Genomic DNA, 23,969 nt, shown 5'->3' with positions numbered 1-23,969 from the left:
GGATGGACGGTCTATCGCCCGTCGGTTTCGCGGGTGTCTCGCGAAAGTTAAGAACCTCATTTTTTTCGCGCGCTGCGCCGGTCGCGGCGGTCGCGGCGGTCGGGCCAAACGGGCGCCGACCGCACGCGATGCAAGCTTGGCGCTAGTATCTTTCGACAATTACTGACCCGCTTCCTTCAAAGCTTCTTGTCACGCGAGCATCGTGCGTATTGGCCCAGACATCAAAGCAAACCCGTTCAGGTTTTACGTCTGCCACATAGCCCGGCTTCCCATCTCCAAAACCACCTTCCGCGCTCTCTGAATTGCCCGGTGATGGAATTCCACGGAAACTTCCAGCGACGAAGCGCCAGCCATCAGGTGGCGCTTCTCACGCTTTGGTCGTTTTCAAGCTGTCATTTCCGCTCGACGAAGCTTTGGCCTTAACTGTCAGGTTGTAGTTCTTGCTACGGGGGCCGCACCAGGGTAACGGAAGCCCGATTTGGAAACTGAGCTTGCAGGTCACCGGTTCGGTCCTGCTAATCAAGCGGCCGCATACATCGATCAATCCCGCAAAAGCCGCGAGAAATGCAGTCAAGGCCACAATTATTCCGGTCAATTTGGCCATCGTGTTTCCACCGGTCAATTACCTAGGAATTTAGACGGCGTCCTCGGCTGCGTACAGCCGCTTTTGCCGCAATCCTCCCTGAACGGCGTTCTCGCCGGCCGCAATGCAATCAATGATCGGTCAGCGTTTTTCCGAAAAGTCGGGCGGTTGCCTCTGCTGGTGCGCCGGGCCTACTGAGACTTGCTCATGGACGGGGCCGCCGACGAACGCGGCGGCCCCTCGCCGCGAAGGACGTCAGTACGCCAAACAAGGACGCTCTTCGCGACTGTGTCTAGCATCGGCGCCGCTGCGGCAAGCGCAATGAGATACGATCGTTAATGTTACTTGGATGGCTTAGTGGGAGCCGACCGCTTCGCTGCTGGTTTGCGGGAGGTGATCGCCTCCACCTTCTTCAGCGTCTCTGCAAATTCGGATCGGAGATATTGTTCGTGGTCGCGGTCTTTCGGCTCCGAGAGGAATGCGACCTTTACGAGGAAACGGTTCAAGAGCGAAGCAATTGCAAGGTTGTCCGAGTATTGCGAGCGCAGGGCCGTGAGTTGCCGACGCATCGCCATGAGATCGAGAGTTTCGCGGTCTGACTGCCTTTTCAAATGAAACTCGCGCGAGAGCCCTACAGTCCAAACGAAGCCGCCGCGTCGAATATAATGGCGCAACGGCTTCGCATTGGGGACCCGGACCACAGGGCAATGTCCGGCCGTGAGAAGCTAACGCTCCGCAGCGTCGCTGCAATCAAAGTCTGGAATTAAGCTTGATGTCGCGGTGGCGGGTTAATTCTGGAACCGCGAGGGTGAACATTCAACCGCGACCCAGTTGTTTAGACCGCGGCTCACGATGCACGGACCTCTGCTCGTTCCCGCTCGACTTCCTCAGCGTCCTTGTCATCGATATTCATAAGCGAGTTTCTGGCCTCCCCATGAACCTTCAGGAGTTCGTCTAGCTTGGCATGAATGGCTTGCGTGTCGCGGTGCTCGGCGCGCTGGATCACGAGGGTCATTCCCCAGGTCGCGAGAGTAGCAAACGAATGCCACTCTAGGCCATTGCCGAAGACCATCCAAAGCGCGGCATAAACGAGAAACACGACGAACGCGGCTGGCCGCGCAGCCAGCACGCCGATATTGGTCAACCAGCCTCGGACTTCCTTCAGGGCCATGGCAATCAACGTGGCTCTGCTTTTGTCGGTTCCATGAACCTCTACAGTTCGCGATCCATTGCCGGGTGGCTGCGGTTCTTCACCTTGATCCAGTGCTTCTGGCGGCCACCCCGGTATGGCCGATCGCGATGCTTTGAAACCAGCCCCTCAAGGCCCATGCGACAGGCGGCTCGAAAAAGCTCAGGGCCTATCTCGCCGCGCTCAAACGGCGCAACGGTGATACCGTCCGGACGGCGCGCCAGCAGCCGCGCAAGGTTGGTCTTCCGATGATGGAGGGGTAGGTCGCGCAAGTCATCGCCGCCGATGGCTAGGACGTCGAAGGCACAGAGCTGGACTTCATGATCGTGTTTCCGCGAATGTAGCGCGTTGAAGTCGGAGATGCCGTCGACGCCTAGGATCACGGCTTCACCGTCGATGACGAAGTGCTTTTGCCGGTTCTTCAGCGCGGCTTCGGCGATCCACGGATAGCGCTTGGTCCAGTCGGTGCCGTTGCGAGACAGCAGGCGCACTCCCGCATTCTCTCGGATGACAAGCATCCGGTAGCCATCATGCTTCACTTCATGAAGCCAGTCCGGGCCCGATGGGACCTGTTTGCCGGCCATTGCTAGGCAGAGTTCGTAAGCCATGCGCATGGATCGTAAATAGGCCGTTGCGGGCTATTTTGCGAGGCTTGGAACCCAAGGTCGGGGGCCTTCCGCTTAACGTCGGGAACGAAGCCTCCCTTAGGGAAGTCACAGCCCCGGCGGTCTTTTGCCAACCTCTGTCACGATAGATGCCGGGAATGGAAGTACCTTTGTATTCAGTATCGCAAGCTATACCCGCTTCCAATATGGTCAGCCGACTGTCTCAGCAATTACGAGCCCGTCCTTAGTGGGCACCATGATGACGAGCGTGCCGCCGGCAACTCTGTAGGGCGCGCCTGTATCCGTCGAAGGCGCTCCGGGCAGAGCGGCTGCCGTTGCGGCTAAGTTGACTAAACATTTGCGTCTGCTCAACATGCCGGGTATCTCCCGTTTCCACATTTTTCCGCTCTGCGTCCCGCGGCGGTCAGGGCTTGTGTTTGCCGCGCTTGCCCCTTCTATTGCTGCGCGCAGGAGCAATCTTGCTGCCGACGATTTCGATGTCTCGTATCATCATCGGTTCACCACCGGCAGCAGACGAACTGAAGGCATCGACCCCGATGATCTTGTCGCCTTCCTCTTCATTTGAATGCCAGGACGAAACGATCCCTCCTTCGAGAGTGGCCGTCAAAACATTCGGCCCAACGGTCGCACGCGTCCGCGGGTCACTCGAAGCCTTAAGAACAATTGAGTGGCACTTGCCTTTGATGGCGGTGGTCGGGGCCTGAGTATCAGCCAACCTATACAACTCTTGCCTGTCAGCATCCGTAACATGCTTGCGGGCACCAAAAAAACCACACCACGCCGCTGTGGTGTCGATCGCATCGCACTTTGTCAGGATGAATTCCGGTCGAACGCTATCGAACTCGCCATCATAATCCTCAAAATTTGAAATGAGAGCGCTGAACGGAAGTCCGTCGATCAATCCACCGAATATAATGCTCAACTTCTTCTGTTCTGGTAGGAGGCTTTTGAGTTCTGGATTGCTGAGGAACTCTGCGGAGATATCTCGCCTCAGAAAGCTTAAGGCCTCTCGTGTGCTGACCCATGGTTGGGCAATCTCCTGAAGACGACCTAACCACCAGCGCTTCGAATTGAAATCGTTCCAGTACGCAAGACCAGTGAATGCACCGATAAGCTCGCCGTCGAAGAACTTATAGTGGCTTACCTTCACTGTCTGATCATCGCGCGGCGCGCCGTTCCACGAAATACGAGTGTCGGCCGCGATTACAGTACATTTCGCGTTTCCAGCTGCTGCGATAAGTGTCATTTTGCCCCCCAGCATTCCAACTTTTCTACGATCACTTCAACTATGCGGCCGATTGCACCACGGGCGCGGCGTTTTAGGGCAGCGCGTTGGTCCGCACGGAAAGGGCACGGCGAGACCTTCAGAGATCAACGTCTGGCCGATATCCGTTCCGTTCGCCTTGAGGACACCGCAAGATCGGCCATAGTTGCAAGAGAACGTGCCCTCCGTTCCCGGTGGGCACGAGCAGTCAACGAAATCGAAGTCTAGGGGCTGAGACCGAACGATATCACGCAGGCGCCGGGTTGCTCGGTCGCCAAGCTCGCGCTCTTGCGCGCATTGGGCGCGACGCGTCTCCGGCGCGTTGAAGCCAACAAGTCGAACGTCGGGGGTCTCGTGATATATTCGAATGGTATCGCCATCGACGACGTGTACTTGGTCCGCAGCTATTGGCTCGCACCTCGCCAAGCTCGAATGAGCCACTGCAAAAAGGGCAACGATGATAAGCCTGCTGACACACATCTCTCTAATCCTTTTTTCAACGCTTGGCGAAATTCACGACCACGCCGCCGCCGTCCCGGGTGAACGCTTGACACTCGACTGCGGCACCATGAAGTTCGATTGTTGCTAGTTCACTTTGATCCTTCAGCGCTGCCCGATGGCATCGGTGCGCAGCAACCTCCAGCTTCGTTCGGTCGACGCTCGTAACGGCGTTTCCCGCCGTTGCGGCCAGCGCGAACCATTCGTTCGGCGGAAAGCCGCTCGCATCCCAGTTCAGGGAAACATAGGTCACGAACTTGGGGTCGCAGATCAGGACCATGTCGGGTCTTCTAAAGAAGACGCTCCCGCCGGATGGCGAGAAGTGATCGAAATTCGTATTCGTTTGCGTGATGATCCTCGCTGTTATTTCCTTGCATTCAGGTGTCTCGGCCGAGTGCTCACCGGCCGCCGCCATTCGAACTGTCCCCAGAAAAAGCGCAACTAGGGCTCGGCATGTGATGCGCCAAGCATAGACCGTCCCCTTCCTGAACGATCGTGTCATAACTCGCCAGGCCCCACGACCACCTTGTCTCTTGCTCGCTTGTATTCGAGCAACTGAGACACCGCATCGTACGAGTGGTACCTTGCGTAGACGCTCTTTGCATTCCTCTCGCGAAGATCGGCCAGAGCATCGGCCCAATAAGCGACCATTGCGCGACGAACCCCGTCTAGGGCGAAGAAACGTTCGGCTTTTGCAAACTCTTCGTCGAAACTCACGCATACCGCCCGTTCAGCAGCCTTGTAATCGGCGTCTAGAACGTTCCCACCATGTTGACCGAGCCACATGATTGATTTTGGGTACTCCAAAATGAGGCGATCGAGCACAACGTAATGTGAGAACTTCCCGTCCATCGGCGCTCGCGTGCTAAACGCAACTTCGTGAGACCCGATGTTGAGCGTGAACCAACGGCCTCCGTTGGTCTGCGGGAGAACGCTCAAGGCCCATGCGCCTTGGATGTCGAGATTGCCGTACAATCCCGACAACTGGAATAAGCGAAAGAGAAATAAGCTAACATCGGGATTGCGGAAAAGCTGATCAGTTCTCTCGGGATCGACCCGAAGTGGTTCGCTGATCGAGCGCAATTGTTCTCTGGCCTCGTGCGGAGCGACGCTGAACAACTCCCGCGTCCCGTCGACGTCCACGTTTCGCGTTCGAAAGTGACGATGGACCGCGCTCTCTACTATGGCGCAGTCCGTCACATGAACGAAGTCAGATAATTCCCAAGGACCGTGAGGAGCGTAAGCCTCGCCGCCATTTATCCCGCGAAGCCTCTCGCTTATTGGCCGCTCGGTGCGGCCAATCTTTATAAAGTCACTATTCGGAGAAACGAGAATGTAAACGAAGCCCTTTGGCACGATTTCTTCTCTTTAAGTTACTGTTCTATCCGGCACGCTGCTGGTGGCAAACTCTACTCTGCCGTTCATTAGCGGTTGAGCGTTCCGTGGGAACAATCTAACGATCTTCCACCATTCGGGGTACATGCTCGATATCGCCAAGGCTCGACGAAGCTGCCGGCCCACAGGCCGGCGCTGGCGCCCTCTGCTGGCCGTTGCGCCGCGGCGTATTGGCCATTGGAGTAACTTTGACCAATCGAGAGCAGGCCCATTTGAGACCATCCAATTCGCGATCGGGTGGGAATTGAGCAATCTAATTTCGGCGCGCGGCGGTTGAAAGCCGCCGGAAGGCCGGGCGTTCGGCCAGTTGGGGCGCAACGTTCGATATTTGATCTAACGCATCGGTCAGATCGTAAGGGATAACTGCGCCCTCCGAGGCTCCGACTGTTAGGTCAAGCAACCGGAGTAACGCTTCCCCCTTTGCCGCATCATCGATCATCGCAAGCTTTCGATCTCCGCCTTCGTCGCCATAGAGCCCATAGTCGAGCATCGACCAACACTCAAATGGAACGAGAAATCGTTCGATTACCCCAACAGCTTCCGCAAAAGCTGATCTCGAAGTTGCTGGAAGGTCAGCGAAGGCCTTGCTCACGCCCGGCGTCGTTAGCGAGCGCTCCTGCGGCCATACTGTCCGAATAAAAGGGCTCGCGGCAGATCGAAATAGATCAGCCGCCGAACCTTCGCCGTCATCGTTCTGATTTTCCGATACATCCCTGATGAACTGCTGTATTGCATTTGCGGCAGCTGCGCGAACTTCGTCTTCGAGTGTGCGCAACATTTGCGTGATCCTTCCGTTCGGGACCGCCGGAGGACGTTGCTTGCGAAATGCGTGGAGGCTTTCGACTACCACGCTAAACGCCAAGCGACCGCGCGTCTCGCGGCCTAGCCTTTTGTCGCACGCCCTCTGAGCCATCGCTCCACCAATAATGGCCAGGGTATCAGCGAAGTGCGTGCGTCGGGCTATGGCTCTCCACAAAGCCAGCGACGCAGCATCATCGTTCAGCAGCGGCCGAATAAGTTGCCGCTCGGTCCATGTGTGGTCCGCACGCAAGAAGTATGACAGAAATTCGATCAAGCGGTGCCGAGCGATCAAACCACTGCGACCGTCAACTCCAACTAGCGCGTCACGCACGCGGCGAAGGTCTTCGTCAGTTTCAAACGGGTGTTGCACCGTATTGAGCGATGGGCATCCGGCGAGGAATACACCGACGAGCTTTCCTGCCGGCGTGTTCAGCGTATCCAAATCCATCGTTTCACGACGGTCGTTATTGATAGCCGCACTTGCGCTCAGATCGGCGGTGTTATCTCCCTTGCCAGCCTCGTTAGTAACGATCACTGCCAAGGGCCACGCTCTGAACCATACTGCATGCCATGCCGGAGACGAGACTACCTGAGCGCGCCAATGATCAAGCCAATTGCTGACGCCGTCGATCGCTGCACGCAACGTTGTCTCTGATAATTGCGCTAGGAGCGCAAGAACACGACGCGCTTCCCGCTGGATTTCGTGGTTTCCTGTACCGTCTTGTTGAGGCGAATTCGGTGAATGGGCCCAGCCAAAGCACTCCCACACTTTCGGAAACTCGTCGCCTCCGCGGTCTGCGGCCTCTAGGTCACGAAGGACAAGCTTGGTCTTGTCCGGCTGCCTCAGCCAATCATCGGCGCGCCCAGCTGGATCGTCATTCCAGCTGCCACGACTGCTTCCCAGCGCGGCTTCCAGCGCTCGGAGGCGTGCTACCCCCTCAAGGGCTTCAAAACGATCGTCCGGTTCGGGGAAAACATCTCTAACGACAGGTCCGTCCGGGAAGCCTTCGTTCGCAGGCATTGTTCGCAATTCGGGAAAACTGGCGATATTGGCTGCCAAAAGGCTGCGGGCACGGGAGTTCAAAGCGCCGCCGGCGATTTGAATGCGGTTCAACTCGCGAATGGTCGAATACAAGCGGGCCTGTTTAACTCTTTCAGGCTCACCTTTGCGAACCCACAGATTGCGTGGGGGCCCTTTACTTAGCCGGTCGGCGATCCGCTGTTGAGTTTTTGCGTCCAATTCGTGAAAGCGGGTCGCTCGAAGTTCTGCAATTTCGGGTAAGGTATGGAGATCCCAAAACTCTCGATCGTCCAATTCATTGAGAAATTCTGCCACGTCTTGGACCGACACAAAGTCGAAGCTCTTGGCGGCAGCAGCCCAAAGACGGACATGGATCACCGATGCGCCGGAGCGCCACCGCGCCACAAACGGTCGAGCCAAGTCGCGGTCCAGCGATGCGATGCGGGATACCACGGCAAATAGCAATTTCACGGATGGCGCGATACCGCGATGATACGCGTCGGGGTCCTCGATCCCTTCGGCCGTTCTGCGGCCGGGCACGACGTAGATGACCCGGTACAACTCCCCAAGTAGCCACAGCTGCCCCTTCCCGTCCCAACCTAAGCGGCGAGCGATGTCTAGGCCACGATTTACAGCGCCCTCCAGTGCGCCAGCTGTGCCTTCCAATAACGCCAAGTCATCAATCTGGTCGAGTTGGATGACGTTTAGGTCTACAAGGTCGCCGCTCGACAGCTTTGCAGAAATCAAATGACGAAATGACTTGGGACGACGGGGAACTTTTGTGAAGTGTCTAAATGACGAGCTGATAGTGCCTACTTTCAGCCGCGGAGCTACTAGATCCACGATAGCTGAAATGACCGATCCTGAGCGATCTCCAGCACGCAACCGACGTTGTATGAAATAGATGGCGGTCGAGGGGCCTTTCTCGATCGGTTTTTCGGACCAACTCTCCTCAATCAACCGCCATGTCGTCGCCCATGGCTCTTCGAGTTGCCGAGCGCCGGGACCACTTAGCAAATTCTCGATTGCTAGCCGTTCAATTCGATTTTCGTCCCCCAATTGCGCAGCCCATTCAACCGTGCTTCTCTCTTGGAGCCGATCGTTCAGGAACGTGTGGACGACCCGAAACACGCCGCGATCTTGTTCGTCCAGATAGATCGGGTTCATGGACGAAGCGTCCGTTCTTTTTCGGCGCCAATTTTGGAAATCGCGTCCAACCAGCCGAGGTCAGCCTTGGCCTTGGATGCCACAGCCGCCAGCCGAATTCGTTCGCTTGTGTTGCTGCGCCTGATTAGATGGTCAAACAGGTCCTTATCGGTCTCTGAGGCGGCTGCTCTTGTGCTCTTTACGATCCGGCGGATCTCAGCATTAATTCGATTTGGCTTGCCGTTTATGGCCGAGTATTCGGCCCAACGTTCTAGGGTCAGTTGGAGAGCCTTGTGATCGTCTGCCGCGTCATAGTGTATAGGGGTGATGCCCCGCGCCTTCCAATCTTCCAGTGCGACTGGATCGGGGCTGCGGGTCCCGAAGAACGTAAAGCGTTCCCTTAGATCGTCAAAGCGCGAGCCGTCCGCGGCGACCGCGTTCAAAAGATATCGCATAGGAGGATCGTTCGCGCTGTAGCCGACAAGTACGAGGTGGAAAAGACGCGCGGCATCATAGATGAAGTCAGGCACAACGCGCCGCCGCAGATAGAACTCACCGAAATCTTGGTCCGACAAAACGAGCTCTGAAAATCGACTTTGATCCGGGTCAAGAGCGCCGTGGATGTGCAAGACACCCGCGAAGTCGGCTTGTCGTGTTGGTCGCGGTATTGAGCCCAAGGCGTACGTATCAACGCGAGAGCCCCGTTTCGTGCCCCCTTCAAGCAGCAGATCGAAATTTGTCGTCACTACGGTGGTGGCGCCGCCGCGGTCGGCAAGCCGCATTAGCGCCCGATGAACTGCGGCCGGCCCAACTCCGTCAAGCCGCAGCCGACGGGCTACTTCACGTCTGACTTGACTATCGCCTCTGGTCTTTTCGTCTAAGCGACGCTCAAGCATTCCGAGTACGACGTCGTAGTCACCCCCAATGAAGCGTTTAACCTCCGCGGATTGGCGTTCCGTCAGGCTGCTACAGTCCGCGTCCCACTGATTACATATCCCACGAGGCAATTTGGTTAGAACGGTGTGAACACCCGGGTCCAAAGCCTCGTACACGTTCAAGACCAACTCTCTGAAGTCGGGCAGCCCAGCTGGCCGAGATATGCCTGCGCCGCAGATAAACAGCACTTCTCCGCGAGCGTGTGCGAGCAGCAGTCTCTCAGGGATTGACGCAAGTCCTGCTCCCAGAGAGATGACCCGGTCTTGTGGCGCTGCTGAACTCAACAATCCTTGCCCCTACAGTGCCAGAGGAGGACAGCAGAGTATTTGGAGCGCGGCACCAATCGCAGCGGCTTTGGTACAAGCAACGGACGGAAACATCGGGGCGGTCTCGCAAGACTGATCAAAAGCTATCCAGATTGGCCATGAACCAAGTTCGAAAGTCTTCTATCGTCGCGGTCCAGATCTCCAACTTGGATGCCGCTCGCGCAATCATCATGGCGGCATCGAAGCACTCGATTTGCATTTCAGCGGCTCCGCCGTGCTTCAGCCAATCGCGCTCTCGATTAAGCTGCGCGATCCAATCCTTCTTTTCCGCAAATCTCTTTTTGGCGCGCGGGTTATCGCGCAAGCCGGCAAGCAGGTGATAGCCGTCGCGCTTGATCATTCCTTCGGCAGCACCGGCGAGCGTCAGGGCGACGTCAAACTTGCCCCTTTCCAAAGCACCAATGGCAGCGTCAATCTGTCGGCTCGCGGCTTCCGTCAGCGTCAGGTTGACAGGATCGGCGGGCAGCCGCGGGCCGCGGAAGCGGCGCGGTGGTTTAGGTTTTCGCATCAGGCTGGCTCTCGCACTGCTGGCGGACGAAGTGAGCAGCGGCCTTAATCGCTGACAGAACGTCTACGGCTCGATCGCCCTCCAGAGTGACGCCGCCGACCGCGTCGTTGTAGCGCGATAAGCCGTAGGCTCCAGATACAGTGTAGTACATGGGCGGCCGCGCGATGACGCCTGCGCTCGAGAGCGGCTGAAGGTTTGGGTCGGCTGGATGCCCGGTATGAACGTGCTTGAAAGCGTGCGCAATGCGATCGACCAACGCAAAGTCGGCACTCGCATCTCGAAAGTTCTTTCGATCGCGCTTTGCATTCAGGTAGTCGATCGAGTGGAACACCGCGAGCGCCGCCAAGAAGGCGTGCCGGACCGACGTCGGGTTCGCTTCGAAGTCGGCGATCGTCGGCTCGACGATCAGCTCGAAATATCGTTCGATTTCCATCAGCCAAAGCCCCAGTTCGTCTGTTGGATCACGTTCAACGGCGGCGGGCCCCTATCAGGGGCGTCTGGGGATTGGCCGTCCTTCGCCGGGACCGAATAGAGCTTTTGCACCCACCGGATCGATGTACTGTCCGGCGTCGTCACGTACAGCTGTAGGCAGACGATGTAGCTGTCGTTCTGTTCTTCCTTGCTCCTCCGAAACCGGAGTGCGTTGCCGTCCTTCACCCAAGGATAACGCTGCGCCACGTTCGCGTGCACAGGCAAAATGTCTCCCGGCTTTACGACAATCTGGGTCGGATTGAAGGTGATCGATTTGGCGAAGCGGCCATCGCATCCAGTCTTAGGATCGGTGACCAGCACCAATTCTCCATAGATTTCGGTGATGACCGCCGCGCGGTTTCCCGAATTGATGAACGTGAACTGCTGATCCTGATCCAGCAGCAAATCGCCTTTGTCGGGCCGCACCGCCAGCGCGCCGTCGACAACGACGCGGATGTCGTCGCGTTGGATTAGCAGCGTGCGGTAGGCCGTGAACCCGGTAATGCACAGGGATATCACCGCAACTGCCCAACCAGCCCAATCAAGCCAGTGCTTCTTTGGCTTGCCTTCCGATGCCTCACGCCTGCGATCGTGCCAAGCCAGCCAGTCTTCGGCGAAGCCGATCGTCATTTGCGTCGTCCCGATCGTAACCGCGCCGGCAGGGCCGGCGTCGGTTTTCGTCAGCCGGTTGCGGACGTTCAGGGGACTTTGCTTTTCCAGTTCTTCGAACCAGCGTCTGGCTTCGTCCGGCTGTGCCGGCGACCATCGCGACGCTTCATAGGGGAAGCGATCAGCCTTCATCGGTGCGCGCTGCATCAGTATGTTTGCGGTTTGTCGACGGTGCCGACGCCTTCGCAATTTTGGCAGACGCCGCGAAGTCGGTCGTTCTTGTTTGGATCGCCGCAGCAGACCGGACAGGGCATCCACTCGCCCTTCGGGTTCGGTTCAGGGAAATATTCCATCCGCCCGTCGCAAACGATGCACACACATTTCCCATTGCACACGGGGCACAGAGTAGTTCCGCCCGGCATCCCCCTTGCCCTCCCCAAAGACAACATTGTCGTAATACACTGGGTTGCGCCGCCGGGCATTCTCCCGTCGTCGTTTTCCCCGTCAAAACTTCCGCCAGCGTTTGCGAATTGTTGGTATCTACGTTGGTAAGGCGTCAATCATAACATAAATTTCGCAATAAATTACAATGACTTAAATCGATTTAGCAATCCCCTCAGCCGGCACCAGCGCGCGATGCGCATCCCTCAGCTCGAAGTCTTCGTTAGGCTGCCGTGCTGCAGATGCTCGACGTCCGTGCCGTCGATATTGACCCATGCATGCTTCGACCGCTCGAATACCGATTTGATCGGCGCCGGGAAATTGGGGTCAGCGATTGCACCAACGGCAACGCCTATCATCGACGGTAATTTGTCCGGCTTCCAAAAGACCGTCGAGCCGCAATCGGAACAAAAATAGCACCGGACCCTGCCGCCGCTCTCGCCGGCGCGAACATATTCCTTCGGCGCTCCTGAGATCTTGACCGCATCGACCGGATAGAAAGCACCAACACCGAACGGCGCGCCGGTCCTCCGCTGGCATTCGAGACAGTGACAGGCCGCGACCAGGTTGGTCGGTCCCGGAAGCGACAGCGCAAGCGCGCCGCAGCTGCATCTGGCGTCGATCATAGACTCCACTCCTTGCATTCATTGCTTCGATGTCCGCTTAAGCCGCGGCGATGATGGCCGGGCGTCAGGCGCGCTCAGCTGGCGGGCAACTCGTCCAGCCGCCAGAGCCCGAGGCTCTTGTCGCGCCAGCCGCCACCGCCCTCCTCGCAGCGCTCGTTGATCAATTCGCGCGGGGCCGGCCAGCCGAACGGCGGCTTCGTCATGTTGAGTGCCCGCCAATCGCCGTCCTCGCAATCGCTGTTGTCGTCCCATTCCGGAAAGGTCGTGACCAGCAGGAATTGCGCGCCGCTGGCGCGAAAGCAGGATATAGCGCGCGCGATGTTCTGAAAGCTCAGATGCACGAGACAGTCGCGGCACAGGATCACCTCGCAGCGCGGCAGGGAATCTCGCGTGATGTCGGCGACGGCAAAGCGGCCCCGCAACTCGCCTCGCGCGACGCGGGCGCCGTTGGCTGCGATCAGCGACGGCACGATGTCGATGCCGATATAGTCGACATCGAGCTGCATGCTGCCGATCCAGCCGGCATCGCCGCAAGGCGCATCGAGCAGTGAACGGGCGCCCAGCCGATGCAGCAGGCCGGGCAGCGCCTCGCGGATCGCCGCGGTGGCAGGATCTTCCGATCCCAAGCCCGAGACCGACGTCGCAGCTCCCCACAAATTGGTCCGCTCGATCCTCTCAAAACGCGCGGCGAGGTCGAGACCTGCAAAATTGTCACGGTCGGCAACGAACCGCTCATGGGCGAGCACAGCGGGACGATGGGAGATCATCGGATGGGACTCGCGTCAAGATTCCGTCGCAAGCATACTATAGGGGCGAGATATCAAACCAAAATCTCCCGCGAGCAAGTTCGCTGATGATCACCCGACGAACGGCCCTGACCGGCCTTGCCACCCTTCTGTTGCCGATCCCCGCGCATGGCGCTCCCAGCCAAGAGTTTAAGATCGCCTCCGGCGGGGACAGCCTCTCCGTGTCGCGCTATGCGGCGGCCGGATCAGAGAGACGTCCTGCCGTAATCGCGCTGCACGGCGCCCACGGGGTCGAGATCAAACCGCGCGCTTACGAGCGTTACGCCGATGCGCTGACGGCGCAGGGCATCGACACCTATTTTCTCAGCTACATGGCGCCAGCCGACATGGTTGCGTTGACATCGACCTCACACGAGACACGTGAGGCCTATGAAACGAAACGGTTCGAGGGCTGGGCCGACACGGTCGCCGCCACCGTGACTGATGTCCTCGGCCGACCCGACAGTTCGGGACGCATCGGCCTCCTCGGCTTCTCGCTCGGCAGCTACATCGCCGCCGAAGCGGCCGCGCGTGACAGGCGCATCGCAGCCCTCGCTGTGCTCTATGGCGGCATGCCTCACGCCATGGCCACGAAGATCAAGCACCTGCCGCCGCTGATCGTACTGCACGGCGAGGCCGACAAGAACATCCCGATCGAGGAAGGCCGGCGGCTGGTTGCGCTCGGCAAGTTGGCCGGCGCCGACGCCGAATTCGTGCCCTATCCCGGCAGAGCCCACGGCTTTGATTTCTCGGACACAGACCCGATGACTCAGGATGCGATCGATCGGGTCACGAAATTCTTCCAGGCACGGCTCGCCACCTGACCGCTTCAGGGCGGCTTCAGCTACCCATGATGTGGATGTTCTTCGCAGGAAAAGCGCGGGGAAGGCGAGCCACCACAGATTGGATCAACAGTCTGAATGAGGTAGCATGCGCTTGCATGCCTTCCTACACCAGCCGAGAGAGCGCCAAGAGCATCGCCGGAGCCGTCACGGCCGTCGTCGCAACGCTCTTCCTTTTCGCGATCGCGATGGCGTTCCTGCTGCCGCAATAGGAGCTGCGGCGCGCCGGCGGCGGGGCCGCCGGGCCGTCCTCGCGCGGGATCAGGCCGCGCGCACCGTCCGCAGGAATTTGCCGACTTCGTCCTTCAAGCGGGTGCTGTCGGTCGCCAGCATCTTCGCGGTCGAGAGCACCTGCGAGGAGGCCGAACCGGTCTCAGCGGCGCCGCGCTGCACGTCGGTGATGTTGGCCGAGACCTGCTGGGTGCCGTGAGCGGCCTGCTGAACGTTGCGCGAGATCTCCTGGGTCGCGGCGCCCTGCTCCTCGACGGCGGCGGCAATGGTCGAGGACACTTCAGACAGCCGCTCGATGGTTGCGGAGATATCGCGGATCGCCATCACCGAGTCCTGGGTGGCGGTCTGGATGCCGGAGATCTGCTGGCTGATCTCGCCGGTCGCCTTCGCGGTCTGCTCGGCGAGCGTTTTCACCTCGGAGGCGACGACGGCAAAGCCGCGGCCGGCCTCGCCTGCCCGTGCCGCCTCGATGGTGGCGTTCAGCGCCAACAGGTTAGTCTGGCCGGCAATGGTGTTGATCAGCTCGACGACGTCGCCGATGCGCGTGGCTGCGATCGAGAGCTCGCTGACGCGTTCGGTGGTGGTGCGCGCCTGGTTGACAGCTTCGCTCGCCATCCGCGCGGATTCCTGCACCTGCCGGCTGATCTCGTTGACCGAGGACGACAACTCTTCCGCGGCGGTCGCAACCGATTGAACGTTGCCCGTGGCCTCGCCCGAGGCGACTGCGACCACCGAGGTCAGCTCCTGGGCGCGCTTCGCCGTCGTAGCGAGTGTCGAGGACGAGGCTTCGAGCTCGGTGGAAGCGGATCCGACGGTATCGATGATCTCGCCGACCGCGCGTTCGAAGCCATCGGCGAGGTTGAACATGTCACGGCGGCGCTGCTCGGCGGCCTGTTGCTCGGCTTCCACCTGCGCGGCCTTGAGGCGCTCGACCTCGATCGCGTTGGTCTTGAACACCTCGACGGTCTTGGCCATCTCGCCGATCTCGTCGCGGCGGTCCTTGTCGGGCACTTCCGTCTGGAGGTCGTTGCGCGCCAAGCCCTCCATGGCGGCCTTGAGACGGGCAATCGGCTTCGACATCGCCACGAGGCCGATGAAGAGCGCAATCGCAATGCCAATGATCAGGCCGCCGGCGCTGACACTCATCACAGTCCAGGTCGCGGATTTGGCGTCGGCCTCAATGGCTTCCTTGCGCTGGTTCACGGCCTTGGTCGTGTACGTGAACTTGGCCACGCGCTCGAGGGCCGCATCGATCAGCGGGTCACACTCCTTGTGGGCACGATCCGCGGCCTTGACATTGTCCTCAGGGGTGCTTGCCGCCGCGCCAGCCTGGAGCACCGGATCGCAGCCCGCAAAGGCGGCCTTCAGCTGCTCGCCGACGCTCCGCGTTTCGGCCGCACGTGCGGGGTCATCCCGTTCCGCAGCGGTCATATATTGGCCGACTTCATTGCGGTTCTGGTTCGCGATTCTGAGGCGATTGGCGTTGCCCGCCTCGGTCGTCTCGGTGAGTACCGCATAGAGCGCAGCGTGATAGGTCTCGACGCGGCGCTGGGCGCGTACGAGGTTGAGGGCAGCCGACTGCATCGCTGTGACTTCGCTGAAGCCGTCGACCGTCGCCGACAACTCGCGAATGCCAAAGGCCGCAACCGCAACCAGGGCACAGCCCATCACGGTCACGATCAGCGCAACCTTCAACACGATCTTCAAATTATTCAAAAAGCTCATTCGCAGCCGCCTTCAAATACCCGGTTCCTACGCCGGAACTGTCCCAGCGGCCGCATTGGAACCGGAGGAAATTAACATTTGATAATAAGCGTCGTGAATGAGGTTACGGAAAAATACCCAATCGAGCCTGACCGTAAGCCCTGCGTAAGCTTGAGCCTCCTTTCAAGGCGTTCCGCGGGCTAGCGAACGGGCATCCGCGCCAGCGCTAGTGATCCGGGGAGGCCTCCCGGCAGTCATCTGGTCGGACATGGGCACGCACGAGATCCTCGACGAACGCAATCACCTGCGCCCGCTTCTCGGGCGGCAGCGACAGGAAGGCGCGCACAAGGCGCAAGCCCTGCACTTCGCCCGACGGGTCGGCGCTGGAATCCATCCGACTAATGTCAGGCGACTGGGAAAAATATGCAACCCCCGGTCAACCTTCTTGATTCGGTGCCCCGGCTTTGGTGGAATGGGTCAAACAGGGTGGTGGATCATGAAGTGGATCAGGGAGCGCGACGCTCTGATCGCGCAGACGCTGGCCTTCGTGCAATCGGTTGCTGGCAAGAAGGACGATTTCCGTCAGCCGGATACCGCTGCAGCTGCTCCGGTCCTGGCAACGGAGATCGTCTCCGTCCGGGCCACGACCGTGACGCTTGAACAGGCGCAGGCCGATCCGCCCCCGCCGATCAACCCGGCGCCCCAGCCCCTTCTCACCCCCGCACCGCGAATGGGTAGCGACTTCCGCAGCGAGATGCAGACCCGCATCGCCGATTTCAGGAAGCATCAGGAGCGGTTCGAGCGCGAACGCGAGGAATATTGTGTGGCGACACTGACCAAGCTCCGCGCCGCCATCCGCGATACCGACGCGCCCCCGACGGCTCGCAAGTAGGATCGGACCGTCCCCTACAACCAGGACCACACCAGCCAAAGATTGGCTGCACAGGCGCCGATCAGTGCCAGCGTCAGTGGCAGGAGCAGGTGCCCACAGCAGGTTTTGAGGTCGGTCGTCATGGCCGGAAACATCCGCTGATTCCGCCAAACGAGTCCCAAGGTTTCTTTTTTGGAGGATTCAGGACTCGTTAAGGACTCAGGTCCCGCCTTGCATCCAAGTACCCATAGCCGATCACGGGCCCGTGATCGCTCAGGAACCGGCCGCGCCCGTAAGCCGTTAACGCGTTTTCCGGGAGCGGGAAGCATGCCGTACGCCCTGTTCTGCAACGACAGCCAGATCAGCAAGGCCTATCCTGATGAAGCCGACGTCTGGAAGCTCGCGCAACGGAGCGGGCTGGTCGTGGACGTCGGGACCGACGACGAGCGGCACGGTCCGCGCCGGGTGCTCGACAACGACTACGAGATCAAATCCTGCCGGGCCGCCCAAGGCGAGGATCCCGCCAAGAACAAGGCGGACGCCGAGCGGGAATCCAGGATGGAGCTTCAGCTCAGTTCGTGAGCTCCGGCTAAGACGTGCTTCGGTGCAAAGCGCACTTCAGGGTGTCGCGATCGCCAGCGATGCCTGCTCACCGGCGAGCGACACGCAAGCCTTGCGGCGATGCAGCCCGCGGATTGCTCCGGTAACCTTCAGCACCTTGCCGGAGGGACAGGAGGCGTCTTTCACGAAGGCGACCTCGTAAGGTGCCAACATCAGAGGCTCGGATTTGAGGATTGTTTGGGCAGCGCAGGGGAGCGCGGCGAAGCACGCGACGACCACCACCGACGCCAAGATACGCATGTTCGTCATCCCACCAGCCCGGTTATTGCCATAATCCGCGTACCGGAGCACGAGTTCCGTAAGTCGCAAAAATTATTTTTGCTTTACCCGATGCCCGTGACACGCGAGAGAATGCGCCCGCAAGACCGTTGGCTTGCAAATGACGCGCCAGATGGTTCACACAATGAAAACAACAGGCGCCGACAAACAAAAGGCCGGCGGAAAGCCGGCCTTTGTCGGATCGTGGTCGCTCCGGGCGGCTCAGTAGCGCGAGGCCGGGCCACCCCAGCCGAAGCGGTAGTTCACACCGACCTTGACGGTATGCTCGTCGTCCCGGCCGCGGACGCCGACGACGTCGGCCGGACCTGAGGCGATCGTCGTGCTACCGAAATTGTAATACTGGTACTCGGCCTTGGCCGACCAGTTCGGCGCGAACATGTATTCGAGGCCGGTGCCGACGGTGTAGCCGTCCTTGCTGTTGCCGCTGGCGGTGAAGGGCTGCGGCACGCCGGCGACGTTGACGCCGAGGCCGCCATTGCGCCAGGCGTAGCCGCCCTTGGCATAAAGCAGGGCCGGGCCCCAGGTGTAGCCGAGGCGGCCGGTCACCGACCCGATCTGGTCCGTGTTCGATGTCACCTGCGTCCCGAGCGGGAACGTGACGCCCTTGTTGTTGGTCGGCAGCCAGGAATATTGGGCCTCGATACCCACCACCCAATTGGGCGCAAACTGGTAGTCGAAGCCGCCCTGCACGCCACCCAGGAAGCGGGCGTCGCTCGACTGGAAGGTGGTGTCGCCTGCGAAGGCGCCGCCGACATGGCCTCCAATATAGAAGCCGGTCCAGTTGTAGATCACCTGCGGCGGCGTGTAGGCCGGAGCCTTGGTGTAGGGGCGCGGCTGCATGTCTGCCGCGGCCGCCGGTGCGGCTAGCGCCAGCAGAGCTGCTGCGCCCAGCAAAAACCTCTTCATGATCATCCCCGTTCTTTCAAATTCGACCCTCGGGAAACAACGTGGCTTGAATTTGGTTGCTTCGCGGCGATGCCGGAACGTTGATCGTTCGTTACTGTGACGCGGCGGCAACATCGCGATTTTGTTCCGTCACGTCCGCTTGCCGCGACCGATTTTCGTTCGCGCAAAACTTGCCGTAACGATTTGTCGCAAGGGAAACTCGCCTCGTTCAAAGCTCGCCAAAATGTGATCCAGCAGCTCCGGCTGCTCTTGATCTAGCAGTCCGCGATGAAGGCGGGCTTTGCGCTACCGCGTCATCTTTTCCAGTTCTGGAAAGGGTGCGTAAACCGCGCCGGCGCAGAGCTCGCTGGCGCGATCGACGACACGGTCGGCCCTGCCATTGACATAGACGACGGCGCGCTCGCGCATGGCCTTGTAGCTGCCGTCAGTCTCCCGCGGCGTGAAGTGCAGGCAGCTGATGTAGAATTGCCGTCCACCGATCTCACGCAGCACCGGATCCGCCATGCTGGCGTCGCGCACGCCGACCGGATTGTTGAGATAGGCGTGAATCAGAGCCAGTGCGTCGCCGCGAAAATTGTCGGGAAACGGCTGCGGGCCGCCGGCCTGGGCCCCTTCCATCAGGGACGGACGGTCACCATCGCCAAAACAGGCCGCGAGCGCCAGAGGCAGCAACAGGACCATCGCGCGTTTCGCCAATTGCCCCAAGGGATCAAGTTCTCCAGTCAGTCGGTTCGGCAGACGTTCTAGCCCCAAGGTTGCACAAAGGGAATTCGCTTCCGCAAACGGCGCACCGACCCGCCGTCAGCACCTCGCGCTATGACGCGAAGCATGACGAACGGGCCGGGCCTGAACTCCGCGCGAGACGACGGGGCAATGCCAGGGACGCCGCCTCGCTGGGGTCAGTTGTTAGCTGCGCTTCTCGGTCGTCACCGGCTTGGTGAGGCCCGACTGCGTCTTCAGCGACTTCTTGACCGACAGATGCTTGTGGTGATGACGATGCGTCCGCACGGCCTTGTGCTCGTCCGGCGTGACCGCGGCGTTGGCGTTCATCGCCTTGGTCTTGGTATCGACCTTGGCAGGCGACTTGATGTCGGCAGTCTTGTCAGCCGTCTTGGCATCGGCCTTGACGCCGGCGTCGGGCTTGGCAGCGGGGGTCGAGACCTTGCTCTGGGTCTGGTCCGCCTTGATCACCGGGGCAGTCGCGGTGGTCTTGGCGGCATCCTTCGCTGCATCCTTGGCGAAGGCCGGAGCGGCGATGACGGAAGCTGCGAGCAAGGCTGCGGAAATGGTCTTCAACATGGTGGTCTCCTCTTGGAAGGATCTTGAGGCGGCCTCTCGCCAACTCTTCGATCATGGGGGAGAGCCTAGACGGCGCGCGCTGAACCCGTTCTGAAGCGCGTAGCAGGCTTCCGTTCATCTGGATGACAAGTTTGTCATCTTGCGGCCGCCGAACCGCCCAGAGGCGGCAGGGAATGTTTTTGCCGCCCGGGTGTTCCGGTCTTTAGGCAATCGTGTAGGATCGCCACGTTCCATTCGGGAGAACTTAGATGCGCAGACTCGCAACGCTTCTTGTGCCGGGACTTGTCGCCATGAGCTTGGCGGCCGGACCGGCTCTGACCAGCGCCTATGCCGCCGGCAGTGACGAGCCCTCCTCGCCGCCGAAATCCGATACGTCGACCAAGAAGGGCAAGAAGAAGAGCTCTTCCGTCAGCGATCCGAAATTCCTCGCGGCGTACCGGACCGCGTACACCACGATCTACGACAAGCACGACTATACGGATGCGATCGGCCAACTGAAGCAGCTCAAGCGTGAGGACGTCGCCGACGTCGCCAACCTGATCGGCTACTCCTATCGCAAGCTCGGCGACTACCAGTCGTCGAAGGTCTATTATGAGATCGCGCTGAAGGACGATCCGAACCACGTCCGCACCTGGCAGTATTACGGCCTCTGGCAGCTCGAGCAGGGTAACCGCGAACAGGCGCAGTATCACCTGAACAAGATCGCCTCGCTCGCCGGCACCGACAGCTCCGAATATCGCTCGCTGGCTGCCGCGCTCGACAAGCCGACCGGCGCGACGCTCGTCTACTGAGAAATCGCATCTTCTGAGGACGCGAACGGGCACAACCTTCCGGTTGTGCCCGTTCTGCTTTCTCGGCTAGCTTTCACACACCCATCCTCCCTCACAAACCGGTGGCGCAATGGACACGTGGCTGCGATCCGCGATCGACTACATCGGCTCCTGGATCGAATTCCAACAGGCGACCTTCCAGCAGCCAGGCGTCCTGCTTGCCTTCGTCCATCGCGGCGAGGTCGTCGCCGAGCATGCATTTGGGCTTGCCAATCTCGATACCGGCGAGAAGCTCACCCCGCGCCATCGCTTCCGCATCGCTTCGCACTCCAAGAGCTTTACCTCGGCCGGCATCATGAAGCTGCGCGAGCAGCGCAAGCTCCGGCTCGACGATCCCGTCGGCCAGTATGTCAGCGGTTTGCATCCGCGCGTCGCCGAGACGACGATTGCGCAGGTGCTCTCGCACAGCGCCGGGCTGACGCGGGACGGCGTCGATTCCGGCCAGTTCATCGACAGCCGCCCCTATCTCAACGCCAAAGAGCTGCTCGACGAGCTGAAGCAGCCGACCGCGATCGAGCCAGGCACGCGTTTCAAATATTCCAACCACGGCTTTGCCCTGATGGGCCTCCTCATCGAAGCCGTGACGAAGGAGCCTTACTCCGCCTGGATCAAGCGCGAGCTCATCGAGCCTGCGGGCCTTCGCGAGACCGAGCCGAATACGCCGCTTCCCAGGGGCGCGCTGTTCGCGCGCGGCCATACACGCAAGCTGCCGCTGGGCGAACGCTGCGTGATCCCGGGCGACAATCCGGCCCATGCATTGGCGTCAGCCGCGGGCTTCGTTGCCACCGCCGCGGACACCGCGCGATTCTTTGCCCAGCTTGCCCCCAACGCGAAGAAAAGCGTTCTGTCGGTCGCGAGCCGCCGCGAGATGACACGGCATCATTGGCGCGTGCCGCAGAGCTTCGAGGCCTATTACGGCCTCGGCGTCAACGCCGGCAAGACCGACGGATGGGACTGGTTCGGCCACGGCGGTGGCTTCCAGGGCTATATCTCGCGGACCTGCTCAATTCCCGAATGCGAGCTCGCGATCAGCATTTTCAGCAATTCCATCGACGGCGCCGCACCGTTCTGGATGGACGGCGCGATGCAGATCCTGCGCGTCTTCAAAACACGTGGCGCACCCGACCGACGCGTGCGCGACTGGACCGGCCGCTGGTGGACGATCTGGGGCGCGACAGACTTCGTGCCGGGCGGCAACCGCGTGCTCGTCGCCAACCCGCAGTTCAACAATCCCTTCATGGACGCCGGCGAGATCGAGGTCACTGGCCGCGATACCGGCAAGCTCGTCTGGGCAGCCGGCTATTCCAGCCACGGCGAGCCGGTGCGCCGCGCCCGCGACAAGCGCGGCAAGATCCGCGACGTCTGGCTTGGCGGAGCAAACCTCAAACCCGGAAGCGTCGTGGCGCGCGAGATCGCGCGGCGCTATCCGCCGCGGAAACGACGGCCTACTCCCTGATCAGCGCCTCGACCTCGCCGCGAAGCGCCTGCCGCGAGCCGTCGCGCGAATAGAACATGTGACCGCCGGGATAGACGACGAATTTCACGCGCGCTGTCACGAAGGCCGGCAATTGGTCGAGCGCCCGCTTCGTGCCGAAATAGGGCGTCGCGAGATCGAACAGACCGTGCGCGACCAGCACGTTCAGCTTCGCATCGGTGGCGAGAATCTGGCGCAGCTCCGACAGCGATTGCGGTGGGTTGATGCCGCCACCGAAGTCCCAGTTGTGCTCAACGGAGCCATTGAGGACTTCATAAGAGCCGTCGGGCCGCCAGTTGAGTCTTTGCGTGAGCACATCGACCGCGGCGCTCGTCAGCGGCGCCTGAAGCGCATCGCCGGAAGGATCGCCAAAGCGCGAGCTGCCCGAATCCGGATACGGATCGAGACCACGCACCGAGCCGTCATAGCGCCCGGTCACCATGCCGTTCTTGCGATCGAGCTCGCGACGGAATTCGCCGACATCGAAGCGGCCGGCGAGCCTGCGGCTTACTGCCTGGTCGATGCCGGTGAGTTCGGCAACCTTGTCGGCGAGGCGATTGGTGGCTTCCTTGTCCGCCTCGCCCTTGACGAGATCAGCCAGAAACTCGCCGCGCGCATAGGCCTCCACGTCGGCGAGATCAGCGCGCTTGACCGGTCCCTTGGCTTCGCGCGCCACCGCCACGTAGCTCGGCAAGCTCGCGACATATTGCAGCAGGCTGGTGCCGGTGAACTCGCGGAAATCGAGCAGCGGTGACACCAGGATCAAGCCTCTGACGCCCACGCCATGCTGAATCTGCAACTGACGCACGACCTTCGGCCCGCGAATACCGCCATAGCTTTCGCCCGCGACATATTTCGGCGAGGTCAGCCGGTTGTGCTTTTCGAGCCAGCGGCGAATGACGAGCGCGATCGAGTTGACATCCCCGTCGACCGAGTAGAACCGCTTGCGCGCATCCTCATCGCTCGCGATGACGCGGCTGTAGCCGGTACCGACAGGATCGATGAAGACGAGATCAGTGAAGTCGAGCCAGGTCTCCGCGTTCGGTTTCACCTCGGGCGAGGCCGACGGCGACAGCCCCTCGCCATCAAGCGGCAGCCGCCATGGCCCGACCGCGCCGAACTGGAGCCACGCCGAGGATGCGCCGGGCCCGCCGTTGAAGAGGAACGTCACCGGACGCGTGGCGCGGTCGGCGCCGTCGAGCTCGTAAGAGGTGACGGCGACGTCGGCGAGCGGCTCGCGCTTCTCATTGAAGACCCGGATCGAGCCGGCGGTCGCGGCGAAGTTGAGGGCTCGGCCCGGCAGATCGAGGGTCTGTTTGGTGGTCGAGTCATCAGGGAGGCGACGATCGGAAGCCGCTGGCGAAGCCTGCGCCGCATTTTGTGCATTGCCGCCGCGCCCGGTCTTCTGTCCGGCGGGCGTTGACGCCTCGTTGCGTGGCTGCGGCGGATCGTCCGCCCGCGCCGGGCCCGCGAGCGCGAAAGCAACGACAGCAAGCACCAGCCCCGCACGGCATTGCATCGGCAAGCTCATCGACATGTTTGTTCTCCTGCCCCCTCGGTGCTTCTCAATCCCGGAAATAGCCGCCAATTGCGACGGTTTGGGGGATCGGAGACCCCGGATTGGCTTTCCGGGGCCGATGAAGTCGGCTTTTGCCCTCGGACGGGACGTCCGGTCAGCCTCCCGCGT

27 protein-coding genes are annotated in these 23,969 nt (G+C 60.6%); 6 read left to right on the top strand and 21 right to left on the bottom strand.

Translation table 11 applies throughout. From position 1 onward, the window contains the following. Positions 1 to 478: 478 nt before the first annotated feature. Positions 479 to 781 carry a hypothetical protein gene (locus tag XH80_RS15300; RefSeq protein ID WP_271599268.1) on the top strand — a complete coding sequence of 101 codons (303 nt, stop codon included), beginning with the start codon at positions 479 to 481 and terminating at the stop codon, positions 779 to 781. Positions 782 to 924: 143 nt separating this feature from the next. Here the strand turns inward: XH80_RS15300 and XH80_RS15295 are convergent, their stop codons facing one another. The 14 genes from XH80_RS15295 to XH80_RS15225 all read right to left on the bottom strand — a co-directional run bounded on the left by XH80_RS15295 (position 925) and on the right by XH80_RS15225 (position 13,207). Beyond that, complete coding sequence (locus tag XH80_RS15295; RefSeq protein ID WP_271599267.1) at positions 925 to 1,257, bottom strand: hypothetical protein; 333 nt, start codon at positions 1,255 to 1,257, stop codon at positions 925 to 927. 173 nt (positions 1,258 to 1,430) lie between these two features. Continuing rightward, positions 1,431 to 1,754: a low affinity iron permease family protein gene (locus tag XH80_RS15290; protein ID WP_271599266.1), complete on the bottom strand. Its 324-nt coding sequence runs from the start codon at positions 1,752 to 1,754 to the stop codon at positions 1,431 to 1,433. 41 nt (positions 1,755 to 1,795) lie between these two features. After that, positions 1,796 to 2,380, bottom strand: coding sequence for an ATP-dependent DNA ligase (locus tag XH80_RS15285; RefSeq protein WP_333968746.1), 585 nt, complete (start codon positions 2,378 to 2,380; stop codon positions 1,796 to 1,798). 421 nt (positions 2,381 to 2,801) lie between these two features. Then, positions 2,802 to 3,644 (bottom strand): hypothetical protein, encoded by an 843-nt coding sequence (locus XH80_RS15280; RefSeq protein WP_271599264.1) that lies wholly within the window; start codon positions 3,642 to 3,644, stop codon positions 2,802 to 2,804. Between the two features lie 36 nt (positions 3,645 to 3,680). Then, positions 3,681 to 4,142 carry a thermonuclease family protein gene (locus tag XH80_RS15275; protein ID WP_271599263.1) on the bottom strand — a complete coding sequence of 154 codons (462 nt, stop codon included), beginning with the start codon at positions 4,140 to 4,142 and terminating at the stop codon, positions 3,681 to 3,683. Positions 4,143 to 4,158: 16 nt separating this feature from the next. Beyond that, on the bottom strand, positions 4,159 to 4,575 hold the full coding sequence (locus XH80_RS15270; protein ID WP_271599262.1) for a hypothetical protein: 417 nt from the start codon (positions 4,573 to 4,575) through the stop codon (positions 4,159 to 4,161). A gap of 83 nt (positions 4,576 to 4,658) precedes the next feature. Beyond that, positions 4,659 to 5,516 (bottom strand): GIY-YIG nuclease family protein, encoded by an 858-nt coding sequence (locus XH80_RS15265; protein ID WP_271599261.1) that lies wholly within the window; start codon positions 5,514 to 5,516, stop codon positions 4,659 to 4,661. 292 nt (positions 5,517 to 5,808) lie between these two features. Beyond that, on the bottom strand, positions 5,809 to 8,544 hold the full coding sequence (locus XH80_RS15255) for a hypothetical protein (protein ID WP_271599260.1): 2,736 nt from the start codon (positions 8,542 to 8,544) through the stop codon (positions 5,809 to 5,811). Then, a complete protein-coding gene (locus tag XH80_RS15250) occupies positions 8,541 to 9,305 on the bottom strand; it encodes an SIR2 family protein (protein WP_271599259.1) in 765 nt (254 codons plus the stop codon). The genes XH80_RS15255 and XH80_RS15250 overlap by 4 nt, the downstream gene beginning before the upstream one ends. Positions 9,306 to 9,861: 556 nt before the next feature. After that, complete coding sequence (locus tag XH80_RS15245) at positions 9,862 to 10,293, bottom strand: hypothetical protein (RefSeq protein ID WP_271599258.1); 432 nt, start codon at positions 10,291 to 10,293, stop codon at positions 9,862 to 9,864. Then, the gene (locus XH80_RS15240; protein ID WP_271599257.1) at positions 10,280 to 10,726 is read right to left on the bottom strand and encodes a hypothetical protein; all 447 of its coding nucleotides are present in this window, start codon (positions 10,724 to 10,726) and stop codon (positions 10,280 to 10,282) included. The genes XH80_RS15245 and XH80_RS15240 overlap by 14 nt, the downstream gene beginning before the upstream one ends. Further along, on the bottom strand, positions 10,726 to 11,580 hold the full coding sequence (locus XH80_RS15235) for a hypothetical protein (protein WP_271599256.1): 855 nt from the start codon (positions 11,578 to 11,580) through the stop codon (positions 10,726 to 10,728). Before XH80_RS15235 ends, XH80_RS15240 begins: the two co-directional genes overlap by 1 nt. 440 nt (positions 11,581 to 12,020) lie before the next feature. After that, entirely contained in the window at positions 12,021 to 12,440 is a 420-nt protein-coding gene (locus XH80_RS15230; protein ID WP_271599255.1) for a GFA family protein, read from the bottom strand. 74 nt (positions 12,441 to 12,514) lie between these two features. Continuing rightward, positions 12,515 to 13,207 (bottom strand): class I SAM-dependent methyltransferase, encoded by a 693-nt coding sequence (locus XH80_RS15225; protein WP_271599254.1) that lies wholly within the window; start codon positions 13,205 to 13,207, stop codon positions 12,515 to 12,517. 86 nt (positions 13,208 to 13,293) lie between these two features. Between XH80_RS15225 and XH80_RS15220 the strand changes: the two genes are divergently transcribed. After that, positions 13,294 to 14,049: a dienelactone hydrolase family protein gene (locus XH80_RS15220; protein WP_271599253.1), complete on the top strand. Its 756-nt coding sequence runs from the start codon at positions 13,294 to 13,296 to the stop codon at positions 14,047 to 14,049. A 279-nt stretch (positions 14,050 to 14,328) separates the two neighbouring features. Here XH80_RS15220 and XH80_RS15215 read toward each other — a convergent pair whose 3' ends face one another. Next, on the bottom strand, positions 14,329 to 16,023 hold the full coding sequence (locus tag XH80_RS15215) for a methyl-accepting chemotaxis protein (protein WP_271599252.1): 1,695 nt from the start codon (positions 16,021 to 16,023) through the stop codon (positions 14,329 to 14,331). 205 nt (positions 16,024 to 16,228) lie between these two features. Continuing rightward, positions 16,229 to 16,396, bottom strand: a complete 168-nt coding sequence (locus XH80_RS15210; RefSeq protein WP_271599251.1) for a hypothetical protein — start codon at positions 16,394 to 16,396, stop codon at positions 16,229 to 16,231. Between the two features lie 102 nt (positions 16,397 to 16,498). Here XH80_RS15210 and XH80_RS15205 point away from each other — a divergent pair, with 102 nt between their 5' ends. Next, positions 16,499 to 16,894, top strand: coding sequence for a hypothetical protein (locus XH80_RS15205; RefSeq protein WP_271599250.1), 396 nt, complete (start codon positions 16,499 to 16,501; stop codon positions 16,892 to 16,894). Between the two features lie 306 nt (positions 16,895 to 17,200). After that, positions 17,201 to 17,455, top strand: a complete 255-nt coding sequence (locus XH80_RS15200) for a hypothetical protein (RefSeq protein WP_220002546.1) — start codon at positions 17,201 to 17,203, stop codon at positions 17,453 to 17,455. A 36-nt stretch (positions 17,456 to 17,491) separates the two neighbouring features. On the opposite strand, the gene XH80_RS15195 is transcribed toward XH80_RS15200, so the two are convergent. The 4 genes from XH80_RS15195 to XH80_RS15180 all read right to left on the bottom strand — a co-directional run bounded on the left by XH80_RS15195 (position 17,492) and on the right by XH80_RS15180 (position 19,978). Then, complete coding sequence (locus tag XH80_RS15195) at positions 17,492 to 17,734, bottom strand: DUF6719 family protein (RefSeq protein WP_057745935.1); 243 nt, start codon at positions 17,732 to 17,734, stop codon at positions 17,492 to 17,494. Between the two features lie 240 nt (positions 17,735 to 17,974). Continuing rightward, positions 17,975 to 18,679: an outer membrane protein gene (locus XH80_RS15190; protein WP_271599249.1), complete on the bottom strand. Its 705-nt coding sequence runs from the start codon at positions 18,677 to 18,679 to the stop codon at positions 17,975 to 17,977. 285 nt (positions 18,680 to 18,964) lie between these two features. Further along, a complete protein-coding gene (locus XH80_RS15185) occupies positions 18,965 to 19,360 on the bottom strand; it encodes a hypothetical protein (RefSeq protein WP_057745855.1) in 396 nt (131 codons plus the stop codon). A gap of 225 nt (positions 19,361 to 19,585) precedes the next feature. Beyond that, positions 19,586 to 19,978 (bottom strand): His-rich protein BRANT, encoded by a 393-nt coding sequence (locus XH80_RS15180; protein WP_271599248.1) that lies wholly within the window; start codon positions 19,976 to 19,978, stop codon positions 19,586 to 19,588. 248 nt (positions 19,979 to 20,226) lie between these two features. On the opposite strand from XH80_RS15180, the gene XH80_RS15175 reads away from it, so the two are divergent. Beyond that, complete coding sequence (locus XH80_RS15175) at positions 20,227 to 20,769, top strand: tetratricopeptide repeat protein (RefSeq protein ID WP_271599247.1); 543 nt, start codon at positions 20,227 to 20,229, stop codon at positions 20,767 to 20,769. Between the two features lie 109 nt (positions 20,770 to 20,878). Beyond that, a complete protein-coding gene (locus XH80_RS15170; protein ID WP_271599246.1) occupies positions 20,879 to 22,264 on the top strand; it encodes a serine hydrolase domain-containing protein in 1,386 nt (461 codons plus the stop codon). Here the strand turns inward: XH80_RS15170 and XH80_RS15165 are convergent. After that, on the bottom strand, positions 22,254 to 23,819 hold the full coding sequence (locus XH80_RS15165) for a S10 family peptidase (protein WP_271599245.1): 1,566 nt from the start codon (positions 23,817 to 23,819) through the stop codon (positions 22,254 to 22,256). The two genes, XH80_RS15170 and XH80_RS15165, sit on opposite strands and share 11 nt — an antisense overlap. Positions 23,820 to 23,969 lie beyond the last annotated feature (150 nt).

It is taken from the genome of Bradyrhizobium sp. CCBAU 45384 (genome assembly GCF_028128665.1).
GTDB classification, from domain to species: Bacteria; Pseudomonadota; Alphaproteobacteria; order Rhizobiales; family Xanthobacteraceae; genus Bradyrhizobium; species Bradyrhizobium manausense.
The sequence above is the reverse complement of the archived record's forward strand: the minus strand, read 5'-3'. Positions and strand labels throughout refer to the sequence as shown.